This window comes from Streptomyces sp. CNZ287 (assembly GCF_007827615.1).
The window spans coordinates 96,032-111,016 of record NZ_VISV01000003.1 but is presented as its reverse complement, the minus strand read 5'-3'; the positions used below and the strand labels follow the sequence as shown (position 1 = coordinate 111,016).

Annotated in this window: 14 protein-coding genes and 1 pseudogene; 3 read left to right on the top strand and 12 right to left on the bottom strand. The window is 72.1% G+C overall.

The genetic code is table 11. The features are described from left to right. Positions 1–55: 55 nt before the first annotated feature. The 5 genes from FB457_RS08010 to FB457_RS07990 are packed head-to-tail and all read right to left on the bottom strand — an operon-like array spanning position 56 to position 4,824. The gene (locus FB457_RS08010) at positions 56–1,216 is read right to left on the bottom strand and encodes a branched-chain amino acid ABC transporter permease (protein WP_222439489.1); all 1,161 of its coding nucleotides are present in this window, start codon (positions 1,214–1,216) and stop codon (positions 56–58) included. Further along, positions 1,213–2,076, bottom strand: coding sequence for a branched-chain amino acid ABC transporter permease (locus FB457_RS08005; protein ID WP_047018874.1), 864 nt, complete (start codon positions 2,074–2,076; stop codon positions 1,213–1,215). The genes FB457_RS08010 and FB457_RS08005 overlap by 4 nt, the downstream gene beginning before the upstream one ends. Beyond that, entirely contained in the window at positions 2,073–2,855 is a 783-nt protein-coding gene (locus FB457_RS08000) for an ABC transporter ATP-binding protein (protein WP_145781365.1), read from the bottom strand. Before FB457_RS08000 ends, FB457_RS08005 begins: the two co-directional genes overlap by 4 nt. Further along, positions 2,852–3,640, bottom strand: a complete 789-nt coding sequence (locus FB457_RS07995) for an ABC transporter ATP-binding protein (protein WP_047018875.1) — start codon at positions 3,638–3,640, stop codon at positions 2,852–2,854. Before FB457_RS07995 ends, FB457_RS08000 begins: the two co-directional genes overlap by 4 nt. After that, a complete protein-coding gene (locus FB457_RS07990; RefSeq protein WP_047018876.1) occupies positions 3,637–4,824 on the bottom strand; it encodes an ABC transporter substrate-binding protein in 1,188 nt (395 codons plus the stop codon). The genes FB457_RS07995 and FB457_RS07990 overlap by 4 nt, the downstream gene beginning before the upstream one ends. Positions 4,825–5,053: 229 nt before the next feature. On the opposite strand from FB457_RS07990, the gene FB457_RS07985 reads away from it, so the two are divergent. Continuing rightward, on the top strand, positions 5,054–5,923 hold the full coding sequence (locus FB457_RS07985; RefSeq protein WP_216725730.1) for a PaaX family transcriptional regulator: 870 nt from the start codon (positions 5,054–5,056) through the stop codon (positions 5,921–5,923). 17 nt (positions 5,924–5,940) lie between these two features. Here FB457_RS07985 and FB457_RS07980 read toward each other — a convergent pair whose 3' ends face one another. The 7 genes and pseudogenes from FB457_RS07980 to FB457_RS07955 all read right to left on the bottom strand — a co-directional run bounded on the left by FB457_RS07980 (position 5,941) and on the right by FB457_RS07955 (position 11,835). Further along, entirely contained in the window at positions 5,941–7,116 is a 1,176-nt protein-coding gene (locus FB457_RS07980) for a 4-hydroxybenzoate 3-monooxygenase (RefSeq protein WP_047018877.1), read from the bottom strand. Next, positions 7,116–8,462, bottom strand: a complete 1,347-nt coding sequence (gene pcaDC, locus FB457_RS07975) for a bifunctional 3-oxoadipate enol-lactonase/4-carboxymuconolactone decarboxylase PcaDC (protein ID WP_145781363.1) — start codon at positions 8,460–8,462, stop codon at positions 7,116–7,118. The genes FB457_RS07980 and pcaDC overlap by 1 nt, the downstream gene beginning before the upstream one ends. Positions 8,463–8,605: 143 nt before the next feature. Beyond that, positions 8,606–9,157 carry a protocatechuate 3,4-dioxygenase subunit alpha gene (gene pcaG, locus FB457_RS07970; protein WP_047018879.1) on the bottom strand — a complete coding sequence of 184 codons (552 nt, stop codon included), beginning with the start codon at positions 9,155–9,157 and terminating at the stop codon, positions 8,606–8,608. Then, entirely contained in the window at positions 9,157–9,927 is a 771-nt protein-coding gene (gene pcaH, locus FB457_RS07965; protein WP_047018880.1) for a protocatechuate 3,4-dioxygenase subunit beta, read from the bottom strand. Before pcaH ends, pcaG begins: the two co-directional genes overlap by 1 nt. Before the next feature lie 13 nt (positions 9,928–9,940). Beyond that, positions 9,941–10,075: pseudogene (locus tag FB457_RS35960) on the bottom strand (3-oxoadipyl-CoA thiolase); the annotation flags it as partial. Positions 10,076–10,258: 183 nt separating this feature from the next. Next, positions 10,259–11,023, bottom strand: a complete 765-nt coding sequence (locus FB457_RS07960; protein WP_047018881.1) for a CoA-transferase subunit beta — start codon at positions 11,021–11,023, stop codon at positions 10,259–10,261. Next, entirely contained in the window at positions 11,020–11,835 is an 816-nt protein-coding gene (locus tag FB457_RS07955; protein ID WP_047018882.1) for a CoA transferase subunit A, read from the bottom strand. Before FB457_RS07955 ends, FB457_RS07960 begins: the two co-directional genes overlap by 4 nt. Positions 11,836–13,807: 1,972 nt before the next feature. Between FB457_RS07955 and FB457_RS07950 the strand changes: the two genes are divergently transcribed. Continuing rightward, positions 13,808–14,665 (top strand): hypothetical protein, encoded by an 858-nt coding sequence (locus FB457_RS07950; protein ID WP_486588975.1) that lies wholly within the window; start codon positions 13,808–13,810, stop codon positions 14,663–14,665. Positions 14,666–14,714: 49 nt separating this feature from the next. Further along, positions 14,715–14,936, top strand: a complete 222-nt coding sequence (locus FB457_RS07945) for an MbtH family NRPS accessory protein (RefSeq protein WP_145781362.1) — start codon at positions 14,715–14,717, stop codon at positions 14,934–14,936. Positions 14,937–14,985: the final 49 nt, after the last annotated feature.

Sequence of the window (14,985 nt, the reverse complement as noted above, 5' to 3'; positions counted from 1 at the left end):
TAATGAACACGGCCCGCGTACGCACAAGCCCGCCCCGAACCGCCCGCGGGACCGTTCAGGTCCCGCCGTCCCCGCCGTCCCCGCCGTCCCCGCCGTCCCCGCCTCCGCCCTCGCCCTCGGCGTCGGCGTCGCCGTCGGTGTGGCGGCGTGCGCGGCGCCGCTCCCACCAGGCCGTCGCGCTCGGCACCAGGCCGCGCGGCAGGAACAGCACGACCAGGACGAGCAGCAGCCCGTAGACGGCGTAGGACAGCACGGCGGGCGCGGAGCTGGGCATGCCCTCGGCGGTGCCGAGCTCGTTGAGCTCCTGCAGGAGCAGCGTGATCGCGGTCGCGCCGGCGAGTGCCCCCCAGATGGTGCCCAGGCCGCCGATCACGGCCATCACCACGAACTCGAAGGAGAGCAGCACGGGGAAGGAGCCGGGAGCCACGTATCCGGTGTAGAAGGCGTAGATCCCGCCCGCGAGACCCGCGAAGCCGGCCGAGAGGCTGAACACCGCCAGCTTGTAGGTCACCACCGGCACCCCGGCGGACTCGGCGGCCACCTCGCTGGTCGCCAGCGCCCGCAGCCCGCGGCCCGGGCGGGAGGCGACCACGTTGCGGGTGATGACCACGGCCACTGCCAGCGCGGCGAGTGCCAGATAGGCGTACGAGGCCGCGGTCGCGAACTCGTAGCCGGCGAGGGTGAGACGGGGCACGCCCTGCAGGCCGATGTCGCCGCCCGTCCACTCCTGCTGGCCCACCACGTTGAGGAGGATGAGCTGTATCGCGAGCGTCGCGAACGCCAGTTGGTGGCCGCGCAGGCGCAGCAGCGGGACGCCGATCACCGCGGCCACGACGGCCGACGCGAAGGGCGCGGCGGCCAGCCCGAGCCAGGTGGGCTGGTCGTGCGTGGCGATCAGGGCGGCCGTGTAGGCGCCGATGAGGTAGAAGGCCGCGTGCCCGAGGGAGACCTGCCCCGCGTAGCCCATGAGCATCGACAGGCCGGTGACCACGATGGCCGACAGCAGCAGCGTGACGTAGACCGGGACGTCGGAGCCCGCCAGCACCTGCGGCAGCAGCAGGGCCGTCACGCACACGGCGAGGACGGCCAGGGCGCGGGGCCGCCGCAGTCGGCGGGCGAGGTCGGGCGCGTCGATCCACGGGGGCTTCGTCCGCGCCCCCGCCGCCTTCGCTGCCTGCGCCGGCTGTGTCACCTTCGTCTCCTTCGCCTCCTTCACCGGGCTGCCTCCTCGTGCAGAGCGGTGTGCTGCGAGGCCCGCCAGATCATGACCGCGAGCATCAGGGCCAGGGCCACGACGCTCTGGTAAGAGGCCTTGTAGTAGCCGGCGACCATCGACTCCGCGACCCCGAGGGCCAGTCCGCCGGCCAGGGCCGGGCCCAGCCGGATCAGGCCGCCGAGGATCGCGGCCGCGAACCCGTTGGTGATCAGCAGGACGTCGCTGTCGTACGAGAGGGACTGCAGCGGCGTGATCAGCACGCCGGCCACGCCGCCGAGCGCACCGCCGAGGGCGAAGGCGACGAGTCCCATGCGGGTGACGTCGATGCCCACGGCGCGCGCCGCGTACGGGTTGGAGGCGCAGGCGCCGAGCGCCTTGCCGAGGTGGGTGCGGGTGAAGAACAGCCCCAGCGCGGCGAATCCGACCGCCGCGGCCCCGATCACCAGGAAGTACTGCTTCTGCAGATACGCGCCGCCGATCTCCACCGCTCCGCCGAGCCCGGGGAACGAACGCGGGTCCTCACCCCAGATCATGATCTCGACGGCGTAGGCCAGGAACCCGATCCCGAGGGTGACGATCAGCGCCGACTGCGGGCTGGTGCCGCGCCGTCCGATGGCGGCGATGCCGACGAGCAGCCCCGCCCCGCTCGCCGCGAGCACGGCGACGACCTCGGCCACCCCGTGCGGCAGGCCCGCCGACAGCAGCGATCCGGCGGTCAGACCGGCGACCACGGCGAACATGCCCTGGGCGAAGTTCACCACCCGCGTCACCCGGTGGATCGTCACCAGGCCGCTGCCGAGCAGCGCGAAGCCGCAGCCCACGGCGAGCCCGGAGATGAGGTACTGCACGAACTCGCTCACGCCTGGTCTCCTTCCGCCCCCGGCTGCTCCGCGGGGCTGCCGAGGTAGGCGGCGGAGACCTCGGTGCTCTCCGCCAGCTCCGCGGACGTGCCCTCGATGCGGATCCGGCCCGTCTCCAGGACGTAGGCGCGGGTGCACAGGTCCAGGGCCAGCCGGGCGTTCTGCTCGATCAGCAGGACGGCGAGGCCGCGGGTGGCGTTGAGGTCCCGCAGGTGGTCCGCGAGCGCACGGGTGATCTTCGGCGCGAGGCCGAGGGAGAGCTCGTCGACCACGAGCACCTCGGGGTCGGCCATCAGCGCCCGGCCGAAGGCGACCATCTGCTGCTCGCCGCCCGACAGCGTGCCCGCCTTGCGGCGGCGGATGCCCGCCAGGTCCGGCAGCACCTCGTACACCCGGGAGGTGTCGCGCGCCTTGGCGCCCCGGGAGCGCAGCGGCCACGCGCCGAGCCGCAGGTTGTCCTCGACGTCGAGGTCGGGGAACATCTGGCGGCCCTCCGGCACCAGCGCCGCCCGCCCGCGTACCGTTACGCTTCCGGCCGCCGGCCGGATCAGGCCCATGACCGCGTTGACCAGGGAGGACTTGCCTGCTCCGTTCGGGCCGACCAGGGCGACCGCCTCGCCGGCGGCGACGGACAGGCTGACCCGGTCCACGGCGGTCGCGGTGCCGTAGCGGATGACGATGTCGTCGACCGCGACCACCACCCCTCCGGCGGCGCGGGAGCCGGGGGCGCCGGGCGGGAACGCGCCGCCCGGGAGGACGTCCCGTGCGAAGGCCGTCATACGGCGGTCTCCTGTCCCAGGTAGGCCGCGAGGACCGCGTCGTCGTCGCGGATCTCCCCGGGAGTGCCCTCCGCGATCTCCCGGCCGAGGTCGAGCACGGTGACCCGGTCCGCCAGCCGGGCCACGAACGCCACGTCATGTTCGATGAGCATCATCGTCAGTCCTTCCGTGCGCAGGCTCTCGATCAGCCGGGCCAGCGCCTCGCGCTCGGCGGCGCGCAGGCCCGAGGCCGGTTCGTCGAGCAGCAGCAGCCGCGGCCGCGCGCACAGGGCCCGGGCCACCTGCAGGGCGCGCTGCTGCCCCAGCGGCAGCACGTCCGCCGAGCGGTCCGCCCAGTCCGCCAGGCCCACCCGGTCGAGCGCCGCCTCGGCGTCGGCCCTGATGGCCGCCTCCTCGCGGTGGTGCCGGGGCAGCCGCAGCGCGGCGGAGACGAAACCGTGCCGGGTCCGGGCGTGCGCGCCCACCATGACGTTCTCCAGCGCGGTCATCCCGTGGAACAGCCGCGCGCCCTGGAAGACGATCGCGATGCCCTGGCGGGCCCGGGCGTGCGCGGACAGCCGGTCGATACGGCGCAGGCTGCCGCCGGCGCTGTAGTGCACGGTCCCGTGGTCCGCCGTCAGATGGCCGCTGACGAGGTTGAACAGGGTCGACTTGCCCGCCCCGTTGGGGCCGATCACCGCGCGGGTCTCGCCCTCGGCCACGGACAGATTCACGTCCTGCACGGCGTACACTCCGCCGAAGGCGCGGCCGAGATCCTCGACGCGAAGCATCGCCGCGGCCGTCATCCCGCGGCTTCCGCGGCCTCGGCCAGTTGCTTGCGGCCCCACTCGGTGGGGACCAGCTTGCCGTCCCGCACCTGGTTCATGGAGATGTTGACGACATCAAGGCCGGAGTGGTCCTCGGCGCTGTACGTGTACCGGCCCGTCGGCGTGACCAGGTCCATCGACTCCAGCGCGTCCCGGACCTCCGCCTTGTCCGTGCCGCCCGCCTTCTCGAACGCGGCGGCGATGAGCTGCGCGCCCGCGTACCCGTCCATGGCGAACTGCGGCGGCTCGTAGCCGTACTTCTTCTCGAACGGGTCGGCCATCTTGTCGATGACGTCCTTGAGCTTGCCGTCCGGGAGCTCGTCGCCCACCACCCCGACGGCGCTCTGCACGTACACGTCCTCGGCCGCGTCGCCGACGGGCTCCAGCCACAGCTTGCTGGCCTGGGACGCGGTCATCACCAGCGGAATGTCGAGCCCGGCGGCGGCGTACTGCTTGGCGAGTGTCACCCCGGGAGCGCCGCTCGCCCACACGGCCAGCGCCTCTGCGTCCGAGTTGCGGACGTGGGTGAACACCGGGCTGAAGTCGGAGGCGTTGGTCTCGTACCGCTCGGTCTGCACCAGCTCGACGCCGTACTCGGACGCGAACTTCTCCATCCCTTCGTACCCGGCCACCGCGTACGCCGACTTGGTGTCGTACGCCACGGCGATCTTGGTGATCCCCTCCGCCTCGAAGTACCGCAGCATCGACTCGGCGTACTTCGAGGAGGTCGCCGGCACGACGAAGGTGTGCGGCTGGATCGGGTCGACCTGCTCGTCGGCGGGTGCGAGTGAGATGTACGGGATCTGCTCCCGCTCGGCCAGCGGCTCGACCGCCAGTGCGCAGTTGGAGAAGGTCGAGCCGATGATGGCGTCGACCCCGTCCTCCTTGAGCTTGTTGAAGTGCACGACGGCCTGGTCGGGGGCGGTCTTGTCGTCGAGCGTGGTCAGCTCGATCTTGCGCCCGTCGATCCCGCCCGCCTTGTTGATCTGGTCGATGGCCAGCTCCACCGTCTTCGCCGCCTCGGTGCCCAGCGGGGCGTAGTTGCCGGTGAGCGATTCGATGAAGCCGATGTGGATCGGCCCTTCGCCGTCTGAGCCGGCGTCGTCGCCGCAGGCGGTGGCGAGCAGGGCGACCGCGGCGAGCAGGGGCAGGAGTCTGCGCATGTGAACCTCCGGAGATTGCCGCGCCCGGGGCCGCTGACGGATGTCCCCGGGCCGGCGGGGTGAGTGGAGCGGTCAGGCAGGACCCACGAGGTCGCCGGCTGCTGTGCCGGGAATGCAGTGCGAAGATAGGCGCAAACTTGACTGCCGTCAATATTGTGCCCAATATCAATCAGCCGCGGTTGGCGGCCCGCCGGGCCGTCCCGCCGCGCGCTGTCATTACGCTGACCGCATGGGAGCAGAATCGGTGAACCCTGGTGTGGACGAGGGCCCTCTGACCAGTCGCGCAGGCACGTCCGCGGGCCTGCGCCCGCAGTCGGTGATGCTGACGTTCCTCGGCAATTACGTGCTCGGACGCGATATCGCCGTCTTCTCGGGCAGCTTCATCGACGTCTTCGCCCGCCTCGGCGTGGGCGAGCATGCCCTCCGCTCGACGCTCACGCGCATGGTCGGCCGTGACCTGCTCGCCCGGCACCGCCGGGGCCGCCGGATGTACTTCGGTCTCACCGAGCGCTCGGCGGAGATCCTCCGCGACGGGGAGACGCGGGTGTGGCAGCGCGGCGCGGTCAACGCCGACTGGGACGGCACCTGGACCGTCCTGGCCTTCTCGCTCCCCGAGTCCTGGCAGCGGCAGCGGCACGACCTGCGCGCCCGGCTGGTCTGGGCCGGCTTCGGCACCCTCGGGAACGGCATGTGGATCGCCCCGTCCGGTGTGGACGTCAGCCGCATCGTCAGCAGCCCGGAGCTGGCGGGCAGGGTCAAGGTCTTCTCCGGCACCGCCCAGCCGCCCACCGACGTCGGGCAGATGGTACGGCAGGCATTCGACCTGGACGGGCTCGTCGCCGGCTACAGCGACTTCCTGCTGCGCTGGGACATGCCGGACCCGTTCCCCGACGCGCCCGACGACTTGGCCCGCTACCTGCGCCTGCTCACCGAGTGGCTGCAACTGGTGCGGATGGATCCGCGGCTGCCGGTACAGCACCTGCCGGCGGACTGGCCGGCCGCCCGTGCCCAGGACGTGGTGCACCGGCTGCGCAGCCGCTACGAGGGCCCCGCCCGGGAGATCGCGGACCGCGCCTGCGAGATCGTCGAGCTGGGCTGACACCCGGCGCGGAGCACTCATCCCAGCGGCAACCCCGCGTAGTTCTCGGCGAGTTCGGCGGCCGCATGCGGGGACGTCGCGATGCGGTCCAACTGGGAGAGCTGCAGCCGGGTGTCGAAAGGGCTCTGCTCCGGGTCGGCGTGCAGGGCCGTGGTCATGAAGTACGAGAAGTGCTCGGCGCGCCACACCCGGCGCAGACACGTGTCCGAGTAGGCGTCGAGCAGGTCGGCGGAACCGCTCTCGTGCAGGCGGGCGAAGGCCCGCGCCAGCACGATGACGTCGGCCGCCGCCAGGTTCAGGCCCTTGGCCCCGGTCGGCGGCACGATATGGGCCGCGTCGCCCGCGAGGAACACCCGGCCGTGCCGCATGGGCTCCAGGACGTGGCTGCGCATCGGAAGCACCGACTTCGCGGTGACCGGGCCGCGGGCGAGCCTCCAGTCGCCGTCGACGGCGAACCGCGCGTCGAGCTCGTCCCAGATCCGCTCGTCCGGCCAGTCGGCGGGCTCTGCGCCGTTCGGCACCTGCAGGTAGAGGCGGCTGACGACGGGGGAGCGCATGCTGTGCAGCGCGAAGCCGCGCGGCGAGTGCGCGTAGATCAGCTCATCGCAGGAAGGGGCGACGTCCGCCAGTATGCCGAGCCAGGAGTACGGGTACGTTCGCTCGTACACACGCTGCACCCCGTCCGGGAACGCCGACCTGGCCACCCCGTGGAAGCCGTCGCAGCCGACCACGTAGTCACAGGTCAGGGCCTGCTCCCGGCCCCGGTGCAGGTAGCGGATCGTCGGCCGGTCGGTGTCCGCGCCCTCGACCGCCCGCACCTCGGCCTCGAAGAACAGCGGCGCGCCGTCCTTGAGCTGCAGGGCGATGAGGTCCTTGACCACCTCGGTCTGCGCATACACCCACACCCGGCGCCCGCCGGTCAGCGACGGGAAGTCGATCCGGTGCGAGCGGCGGTCGAAGCGCAGCTCGATGCCGTCGTGGACGAGCCCCTCGCGGTCCAGCCGCTCGCCGGCCCCGCAGGACCGCAGCGCGTCCACCGTGCTCTGCTCGAGGATGCCCGCACGCTGGCGCTGCTCGGCGTACGCGCGGTCGCGGCTCTCCAGGACCACGCAGTCGACGCCGGCCCTGCGCAGCAGCCGGGCCAGGAGCAGACCGGCCGGGCCGCCGCCGACGATGCCGACGGTGATGTGCATCAGGTGACCCCCCTTTCGGGCTCATCGGGCTCATCGGCCTCTCCGGAAGCGCCGGGCTGTCCGGGCTGCGCCAGCGCGCGGTCGGCGACGGCGAACGCGGCGTTGGCGGCGGGCACCCCGCAGTAGACCGCCGACTGGAGCAGGACTTCCTGGATCTCGTCGGGTGTGAGGCCGTTGCGCAGCGCGGCCCGCACATGCATCGCCAGTTCCTCGAGGTGGCCGCCGGCCACCAATGCGGTGAGCGTGATGCAACTGCGGGTCGCGCGGCTCAGTCCCGGACGCGTCCAGATCTCGCCCCACGCGTAGCGGGTGATGAAGTCCTGGAAGTCGGCGGTGAAGCCGGTCGTGCGGGCGGCGGCCCGGTCGACATGGGCGTCGCCGAGGACGGAGCGCCGGACGGCCGTGCCGGCCGCACGCCGCTCCGCGTCGCTCTCTGCGGGCGTCCCCTGCCCGGTGAAGTGGGCGAGCAGCGCGGCCAGTACGGGGCCCGGCCGTTCGACGTTCGCGAGGTGGGCGGCGTGCGCCACCTCGGTCAGGCCCGCGCCCGGGATGCCGTCGGCCAGCTCGCGGGCGTGCGCGGGCGGGGTGGCCGGGTCGTCGCGGCCGGCGACCACGAGGGTGGGCGCGGTGATCCGCGGCAGGTCCGCGCGGAGGTCGTAGCCGGCCAGCGCCTCGCAGAGGGCGGCGTACGCGTACGGGTCCGCGCGGCGCAGGTCGCCGACGAGGGCGCGGGCCGCCGGCTCACCGGCGAACGCGGGTGTGAACCACCGGCCGGGCGCGGCCCCGGCCACCGGCTCCGTCCCCTTCTCCCGGACGAGCTCGGCCCGTTCGAGCCACGGGCCGGGGTCGCCGAAGCGGGCGGAGGTGCAGACCAGGGCGAGGCTGTCGACCCGGTCGGGGTGGTGCACGGCGAGCCACGCGCCGACGGCGCCGCCGAGGGAGATTCCGGCGTACCGGAAGCGGTCGATGCCCAGGTGGTCGGCGAGCTCGAGCACCAGACCGGCGAGCTCACCGACGCCGCCCGCACCTTGCGCGGCACCTGCGCCCGGCTCGGCGGCTGCTGCCGTCCCGGCGACGGTGGCCGCTGCCGGCCCGGTACGGGGCACCGCGCCCGTCCTGACGCGGGTCGCCGCCTCCCGCCCGGTCCCGGGCAGCGGGCCGTCGGGCCGGACGCCGTGGCCCGGCGGATCCCACCGGACGACGCGGTGGCCGCGTGCGAGTGCGGGGAGCTGCGGGTCCCAGACGGCGAGCGAGGTGCCCAGGGCGGGCCCGAGGAAAAGCGGGGGAGCGGCGGCAGGACCGTCGACGCGGTGGTGCAGCAGCCGGGGACGTGGCGGCGGAGTCATGGGGAACCTCCGGACGGGGGGCGCGGGTCGGCGCTACCGAGGGCGGTCCAGGCCGCAGGGGCGACCCGGCCGGGCACCGGTGGACCGTGGCACCCGCGTGGTCGGCGCGGCTCGCGCCGGCGCCGGGTGGTGTCGCCGCGTGGTCAGGAGAGGTCAAGGAAGACCGTCTCCCCTTCGCCCTGCAGGCGGATGTCGAAGCGGTACGTACGGTTCGGCTCCCGGGCCGCGATCAGCGTCGCGCGTCGGTCCGGCGGGAGCGAGGACAGTAGTCCGTCGGCCGTGTCGTCGAGGTACATCCGGGTGTAGAGGTGGTGCAGCAGGCCGCGGGCGAAGAGGGCGACCGAGAGGTACGGGACGCCGCCCGGCGGCAGCGTGCGGGCGGCGTAGTGCCCGTCGGCGTCCGTCGGTATGCGCCCGAAACCCGTGAAGCGCACGCCGTCGCGGCCGATGACGGCACCGGTGACCTGGTCCCGGCGCAGCGACCCCGGCGCCCCGCGCCGCGAGCCGTCGGGGGCGGGCTGCCAGATCTCCACCAAGGCGTCGGGCACCGGGGCCCCGGCGCCGTCGCGGACGCAGCCGTGGACGGCGATGGCGTCGGGATGCCCCGCGGGGGCGAGGTCGCCGCCGCCCGCGAAGGGGAGGGCGTAGCCGTGGAAGGGGCCGACGGTCTGCGACGGGGTCGGGGGGAGGGACATCAGCGGCCTTCCTCGATCCAGGTGGCGGCGGGGCCGTCCAGGACGATGTCCCAGCGGTAGCCGAGGGACCACTCCGGCGTGGACAGCTCGTGGTCGTACGCGGCGACCAGGCGCTCCCGGGCCGCGTCGTCGGTGACGGACTGCAGGATCGGGTCGTGCGGGAAGAGCGGATCTCCCGGGAAGTACATCTGGGTGACCAGGCGCTGGGTGAACGCGGTTCCGAACAGCGAGAAGTGGATGTGGGCGGGCCGCCAGGCATTGGTGTGGTTACGCCACGGATAGGCGCCGGGCCTGACGGTGGTGAACGCGTACTCGCCGCGGTCGTTGGTCAGACAGCGGCCGACGCCGGTGAAGTTCGGGTCCAGCGGGGCGGGGTGCTGGTCGCGCTGGTGCGCGTAGCGGCCGGAGGCGTTTGCCTGCCAGAGCTCCACGAGCTGGTGGCGTACGGGACGGCCCGCCCGGTCGAGGACGCGGCCGGTGACGGTGATGCGCTCGCCGAGCGGCGCGCCCTGGTGCTGCCGGGTCAGGTCGCTGTCCAGCTCGGTGACGTCGGTGACGCCGAACACCGGCCCGGACAGCTCGACGGCCTCCGGATCGTCCAGGCCGACGAGCGGGTGCCGGGGGTGCCGCAAGGCGCTGCTGCGGTACGGAGCGTAGCCGCGGTCGGGGTGGTGCCGGACGGGGGCGCCGTCGGCCACGGCCTTGGCGTAGGCGTCGTGCGCCTGTGCGATCTCGGCGCCGATGCCGGCCTGGGACAACGGTTCCGTCATGTGCGGTCACCTGCCTTTCCAGGACGAGGGCAAGGCCCTGGCCGACGCCGATGCAGTGGACGGCGAGCCCGGTGCCGGTGCCGGTGGCGAGCTGGTGGGCGACCGCAACGGCGGGCCGGGCGCCGGAGGCGATGGCCGAAGTCCCGCCCGGCCTGCGCCGGTGCCTTCCCCACGGCATCGACGGAGTCGAGCCGTGGCGTCCGTTCGACCGGGGCCCGTACGGCCTGGGCGGCGAGGTCGTCCGGGCGGATGCCGGACAGGGCGCCGCCGTACGTGACGGCCGGGGTGCGGACCGCGTCGACGATGTAGACGTCGTTGAGGCCGTCGGTCTTCATGCCGATGCCCTCCCCGCGGTCTTGAGGGCCCGCAGCGCGCTCAGCTCCTGTGCCGTGGGCGGCACCGTGGTGCCAACGGCGTCGGCGGTCTTCAGCTCCCACCCGGTGGCCGCCCGCACCTGCTCCGCGGTCACGCCGGGGTGCAGCTCGGTCAGGACCAGCTCGGCGGTGGCCGGGTCGGGGCGCAGCACGCCCAGGTCGGTGATGACGGCGGTGGGGCCCTTGCCGCGCAGCCCGAGCCGGCGGCGGTCCCCGGGCCCCGAGCCGTGGCCCACGGAGGTGACGAAGTCCAGCCGCTCGACGAAGCTGCGGGGCGAGTGCCGCAGCACGATGAGGACCTCGCCGCAGCTCGCGGCGATCTCCGGCGCCCCGCCCGCGCCGGGCAGCCGGCCCTGCGGCCGGTCCGGGCCGCGGTCGACGACGGTGGTGTTGATGTTCGCGTACCGGTCGAGCTGGGCGGCGCCGAGGAAGCCGACGTCGATCCGTCCGGCCTGGAGCCAGTAGTTGAACATCTCCGGCACCGACACCACGGCGTCGGCGGTGTCGGCGAGCTCGCCGTCGCCGATGGACAGCGGCAGCCGGGTCGGCCTCGATCCGATCGTGCCGGATTCGTAGACGAGCACCAGGTCCGGACGGGCGGTCCGCCGGGCGAGGTTCGCCGCGGTGCTCGGCAGGCCGATGCCGACGAAGCAGGTCCTGGCGTCCGCGAGGGCGCGCGCGGCGTTGACGGTCATCAGCTCGTCGCTCGTCCAGCCGCTCATCGGACGGCTCTCTCCCGTACGTGCGTGTCCAACCAGGCGGTGAAGGCGTCGCGGTCGCGCGCGATGGGGTCCCAGTCCTGGTAGCTGTCGTTGTCGCGCTGCGAGTAACCCGCGGCGTACGAGGGGTGGGCGCCGTCCGGCACCTCGGCGACGGCGGTCACCGTCCAGCCCGGCAGCACCACGGCACCGGGTCTGGGTTCGAGCCTGTCGACGATCTCCTCGACGGTGACCAGCACGCACCGTGCGGCCAGCGCCGCCTCCTTCTGCACCCCGATGAGCCCCCACATCTGGACGTTGCCGTCTCGATCTGCCTGCTGGGCGTGGATCACGGTCACGTCCGGGTTGACGGCGGCGACGGCCGCCAGCTCCTCGCCGGTGAAGGGGCATCGCACGGTCGAGACGGTCCCGGTGCGGTCCGGCAGCCCTGTCCCCGCGTAGCCGCGCAGTACCGCGAACGGCAGCCCGGACGCGCCTGCGACGTAGCGGTTCGCCATCCCGGCGTGGCTGTGCTCGTCCAGCTCGAGCGGCCGCGGCCAGCCGTTCTCGACCGCGTCCCGGAACCGGTGCAGCGAGCCGACCCCGGGGTTCCCTCCCCAGGAGAACATGAGCTTGCGGACGAGCCCGGCGCCGATGAGCTGGTCGTAGATCACGTCCGGTGTCATGCGCACGAGGGTGAGGTCGGTGATGCCCTGCCGGATGATCTCGTGGGCGGCGGCGAAGGGGATGAGGTGGGTGAAGCCCTCCATCGCGACGGTGTCGCCGTCGTGGATCAACTCGCCGACCGCATCCCGCAGCGTCCGGACCTCGGCCATGTCCCCTCACTTCCCCGCACTCACGTCTCGTTCGTCCAGTGAAGTTTATTTCAATATCAGTCTGCCCTCGCCCGCGAGTCCCGGTCAACAGGCGGGAACCGGTTGAATTGGACATTCACGCGACGCAGATGGCCGTCCAGGGGGAGACGATCACCACCGGCTTCGGCAAGCGCCCCACGGGCGGCGCGGTACCGGTCGAGGCGGTACCGGCTCCGTCGGTGGCGGCTCCAGGCTGGTCTTCCGGCTTGCCCTCGCCGCCGGCTGGCCGCCTTCACGCGCGTACCCACCCGGGCGTCGACGAGCTGATCCTCCGGGATGCGGGCACGGGCATCGCACCGGCGTCGGCTGCGCCCCGGTGCTGCGCGAGAATCTGGCGAGACGCTGGAATCGGCACGGAGGCGCATCAGCCCAAGGCCGGTGATGTTCTCCGTGCGAGGGCGTGGGTGTAATGGTCAACTCGCCCCTCGGACACTTCAGAATCGGCCTTGGTCCGCCCGGTTGACCGGGCCGTTCGTCGTGGGACACCTTTGGCGACCGATGGCGGCGGCAGGTCAAGATGCTGCCGGGTGGCGCTCTGGCCAGCGGCTTTGTCGAACGGTCGAGTGTGGGGGTTCAGTCCCCTGTTTGTCGGGATTGTCTGCTTGGTGAGTAGGTGACTTTCCCGGCAGGGCGGGAGCGGGAGGGGTTGCGGCGCTGTCCCTGGAGCGCTCGTGCACCTTCACCAGGAGGGGCAGCGGTGCTCCGGCGACCTCGGGGGGAGTCCTGGCGGTTCCTCGGGGACTACTGCCGAGAGTGCTGGGCGCTGGTTCTGCTTCCTGGGGCTCTTGGGTATGGGGCGCCTCTCCGCGTGCCGGACTTCCCAGAAGGCGTAAAAGCAGCAATTGGGTTAATGTTGCCGTCTGTCTCGCGCGTGTGCAGTAAGAGGTCGGCACGCGAGGGCCCTTGAAGCTCAACAGCGCGCCTCTTTCGGGCTGGCCACCGGTCGGGCGGTCGCGGTGCCTCACGTCCGCCCGGACCTGCGGGCTACGGCTTCCCGCGCCCGGCGAGGGTCGCTGACGTGGGGACGATCACGGACCGGACGGACCGTAGGCTTCTTCTGGGATGTCACTCAAGGTGTGGATGCTTTGCTGATTGACGTCATGCGGTTCGGGCTGTAAGCGCGTGACCGAAGATCTGCCAGGTCTTCAGACGGACCCTGCGTCAGCCGTGCTGAGTCGGCGGTCACGGTCTCCTCGGGCAGGGCGCGCCCCCGCTGTGCGCCACGTGCTGCGCTGAGGCACCGGTGGTCCAGCCTGATCTTCATCTGTCGTGAACATTGCAGAAATTTTACAGAAAACGTAGGCCGTGGATGGCAGAAATTTGTCCTGCGTACCTCGCGTACCGATTTTCGCGGTGACGGCTCATGATTGTGCGGGCGTTCTGGCCGGAGCGTTTGCTCTGCCTGCTTGACGTCGCCGACGCCTGTCGATATCAAGCTATGTAAACGATCGTAAATGGAACAAGATCTCAAACCTCACGGCATTCCGTCGCGCGTGCCTTCCCGATGTGGCCTGCGGAGGCTCGCCGGAGCGCTCGGAGGTGGGTGCGCAGGGGGGGTGGGTCCGTGTCGGGATGGGTGCGTAGGTCGGTTTGTTGACACGCTCAATCGATCACAGGGCGGCGTTGCGCGCTGAATGCATATGCCGTCAGGGCAGAGGAGGGATTCAGGGACTTCGTCAGTGGTAAGGATTCTCTGCCGGTTCATGGGCGCGCCCGGAAAGGTTCTTGTTGTCGTGCTCACGGAAGTGCCAAGAGAGGCTACGTGTCCGAAATGCTCCATGAGCAACTTGTCTCCCGCGATACTCACTCTTTTCTCATCAGTTCCTTGTTGCCCGCCGACTCACCTCGCCTGGCGGGCGAGATCGAAGAACACGCGCGGATACTCGCCGAGTCGGATGCACCCTTACCCCCGATCGTCGTCAACCGCTCCACCATGCAGGTCGTGGACGGTATGCACCGGCTGCGCGCCGCGAGTCTGCGCGGTCAGCAGCGCATCGAAGGCTGGTTCGTGGAGGGCCCGGCGGAAGACGTGTTCGTGCTCGCCGTGGAGCTCAACGCCAAGCACGGACTACCGTTGTCCCGGAAGGACCGCAACGCGGCCGCGCGGCGCATCATCGAGAGTCACCCGCACTGGTCGGACCGGCGGATAGCGTCCGTGACGGGTCTGTCCCCGGGGGCGGTGGGGGCGCTGCGCGGCGCCGTCGACATGCCGGTGGCCCCCTTGTCCCTGCGCGTCGGCCGGGACGGCCGCGTCCGCCCGCTCAACAGCGCGTCCGGTCGTATCGCCGCGAGCCAGGTCATCGCCGAGTCCCCCAGCGCGTCGTTGCGGGAGATCGCCAGCAGGGCCGGGGTCGCCCTCGCCACCGCCCGTGACGTACGCAACCGTCTGCGCATGGGCCTGGACCCGGTGCCTCCCAAGCTGCGGGCCGCCGAGGCGGACTGCGCCGCGGTGGCCGCGCCCGGGCCGACGGATTCGGGGACCGTGCCCGACCAGTCCGGGGTGAGCTTCGAGAACGTGCTGGCCCGGATGCGCCGAGATCCGTCGCTGCGCATGTCGCAGACCGGCCGGGCGCTGTTACGTCTGCTGAGTTCGCAACAGGTACCGGACGAGGAGTGGCGCGACCTGGTGGCCGGTGTTCCCGCCCACCGCGCCGTCGACGTGGCGCACGCAGCCCAGTTGTGCGCCGACAGGTGGCTGAAGTTCGCCGCCGAAGTCCGGGTGCGCCGGGTCCAGTCCGAGGACCGGGCGCCGGAGGACGGTGGCCTGCGGCGGCTGTCACCGGGCGCCTGAGATTGACGCACCCCCGGGCAGGCCGGAAAACGTGAGAGGACATGAAGTCATGACGGATACGGTCAACGCGTTCGACGTCCCCGACGCGCGATACCACGTGCTGGTCAACCCGGAGGGCCAGTATTCACTGTGGCCGGCACTCACCGATGTGCCGGCCGGATGGGAGCCGGTGCACGGTCCGGCGGGACGGGAGCAGTGCGTCGAGTACGTCGAGAGCAATTGGACCGACATGCGACCCGCAACGCTGAGAGTCGCTCTCGACGAGGTGTGACCTGGCCGGGAAAGGCCGGCGGGGGCGGGTCCGCGTGCGGCGGGGCCCG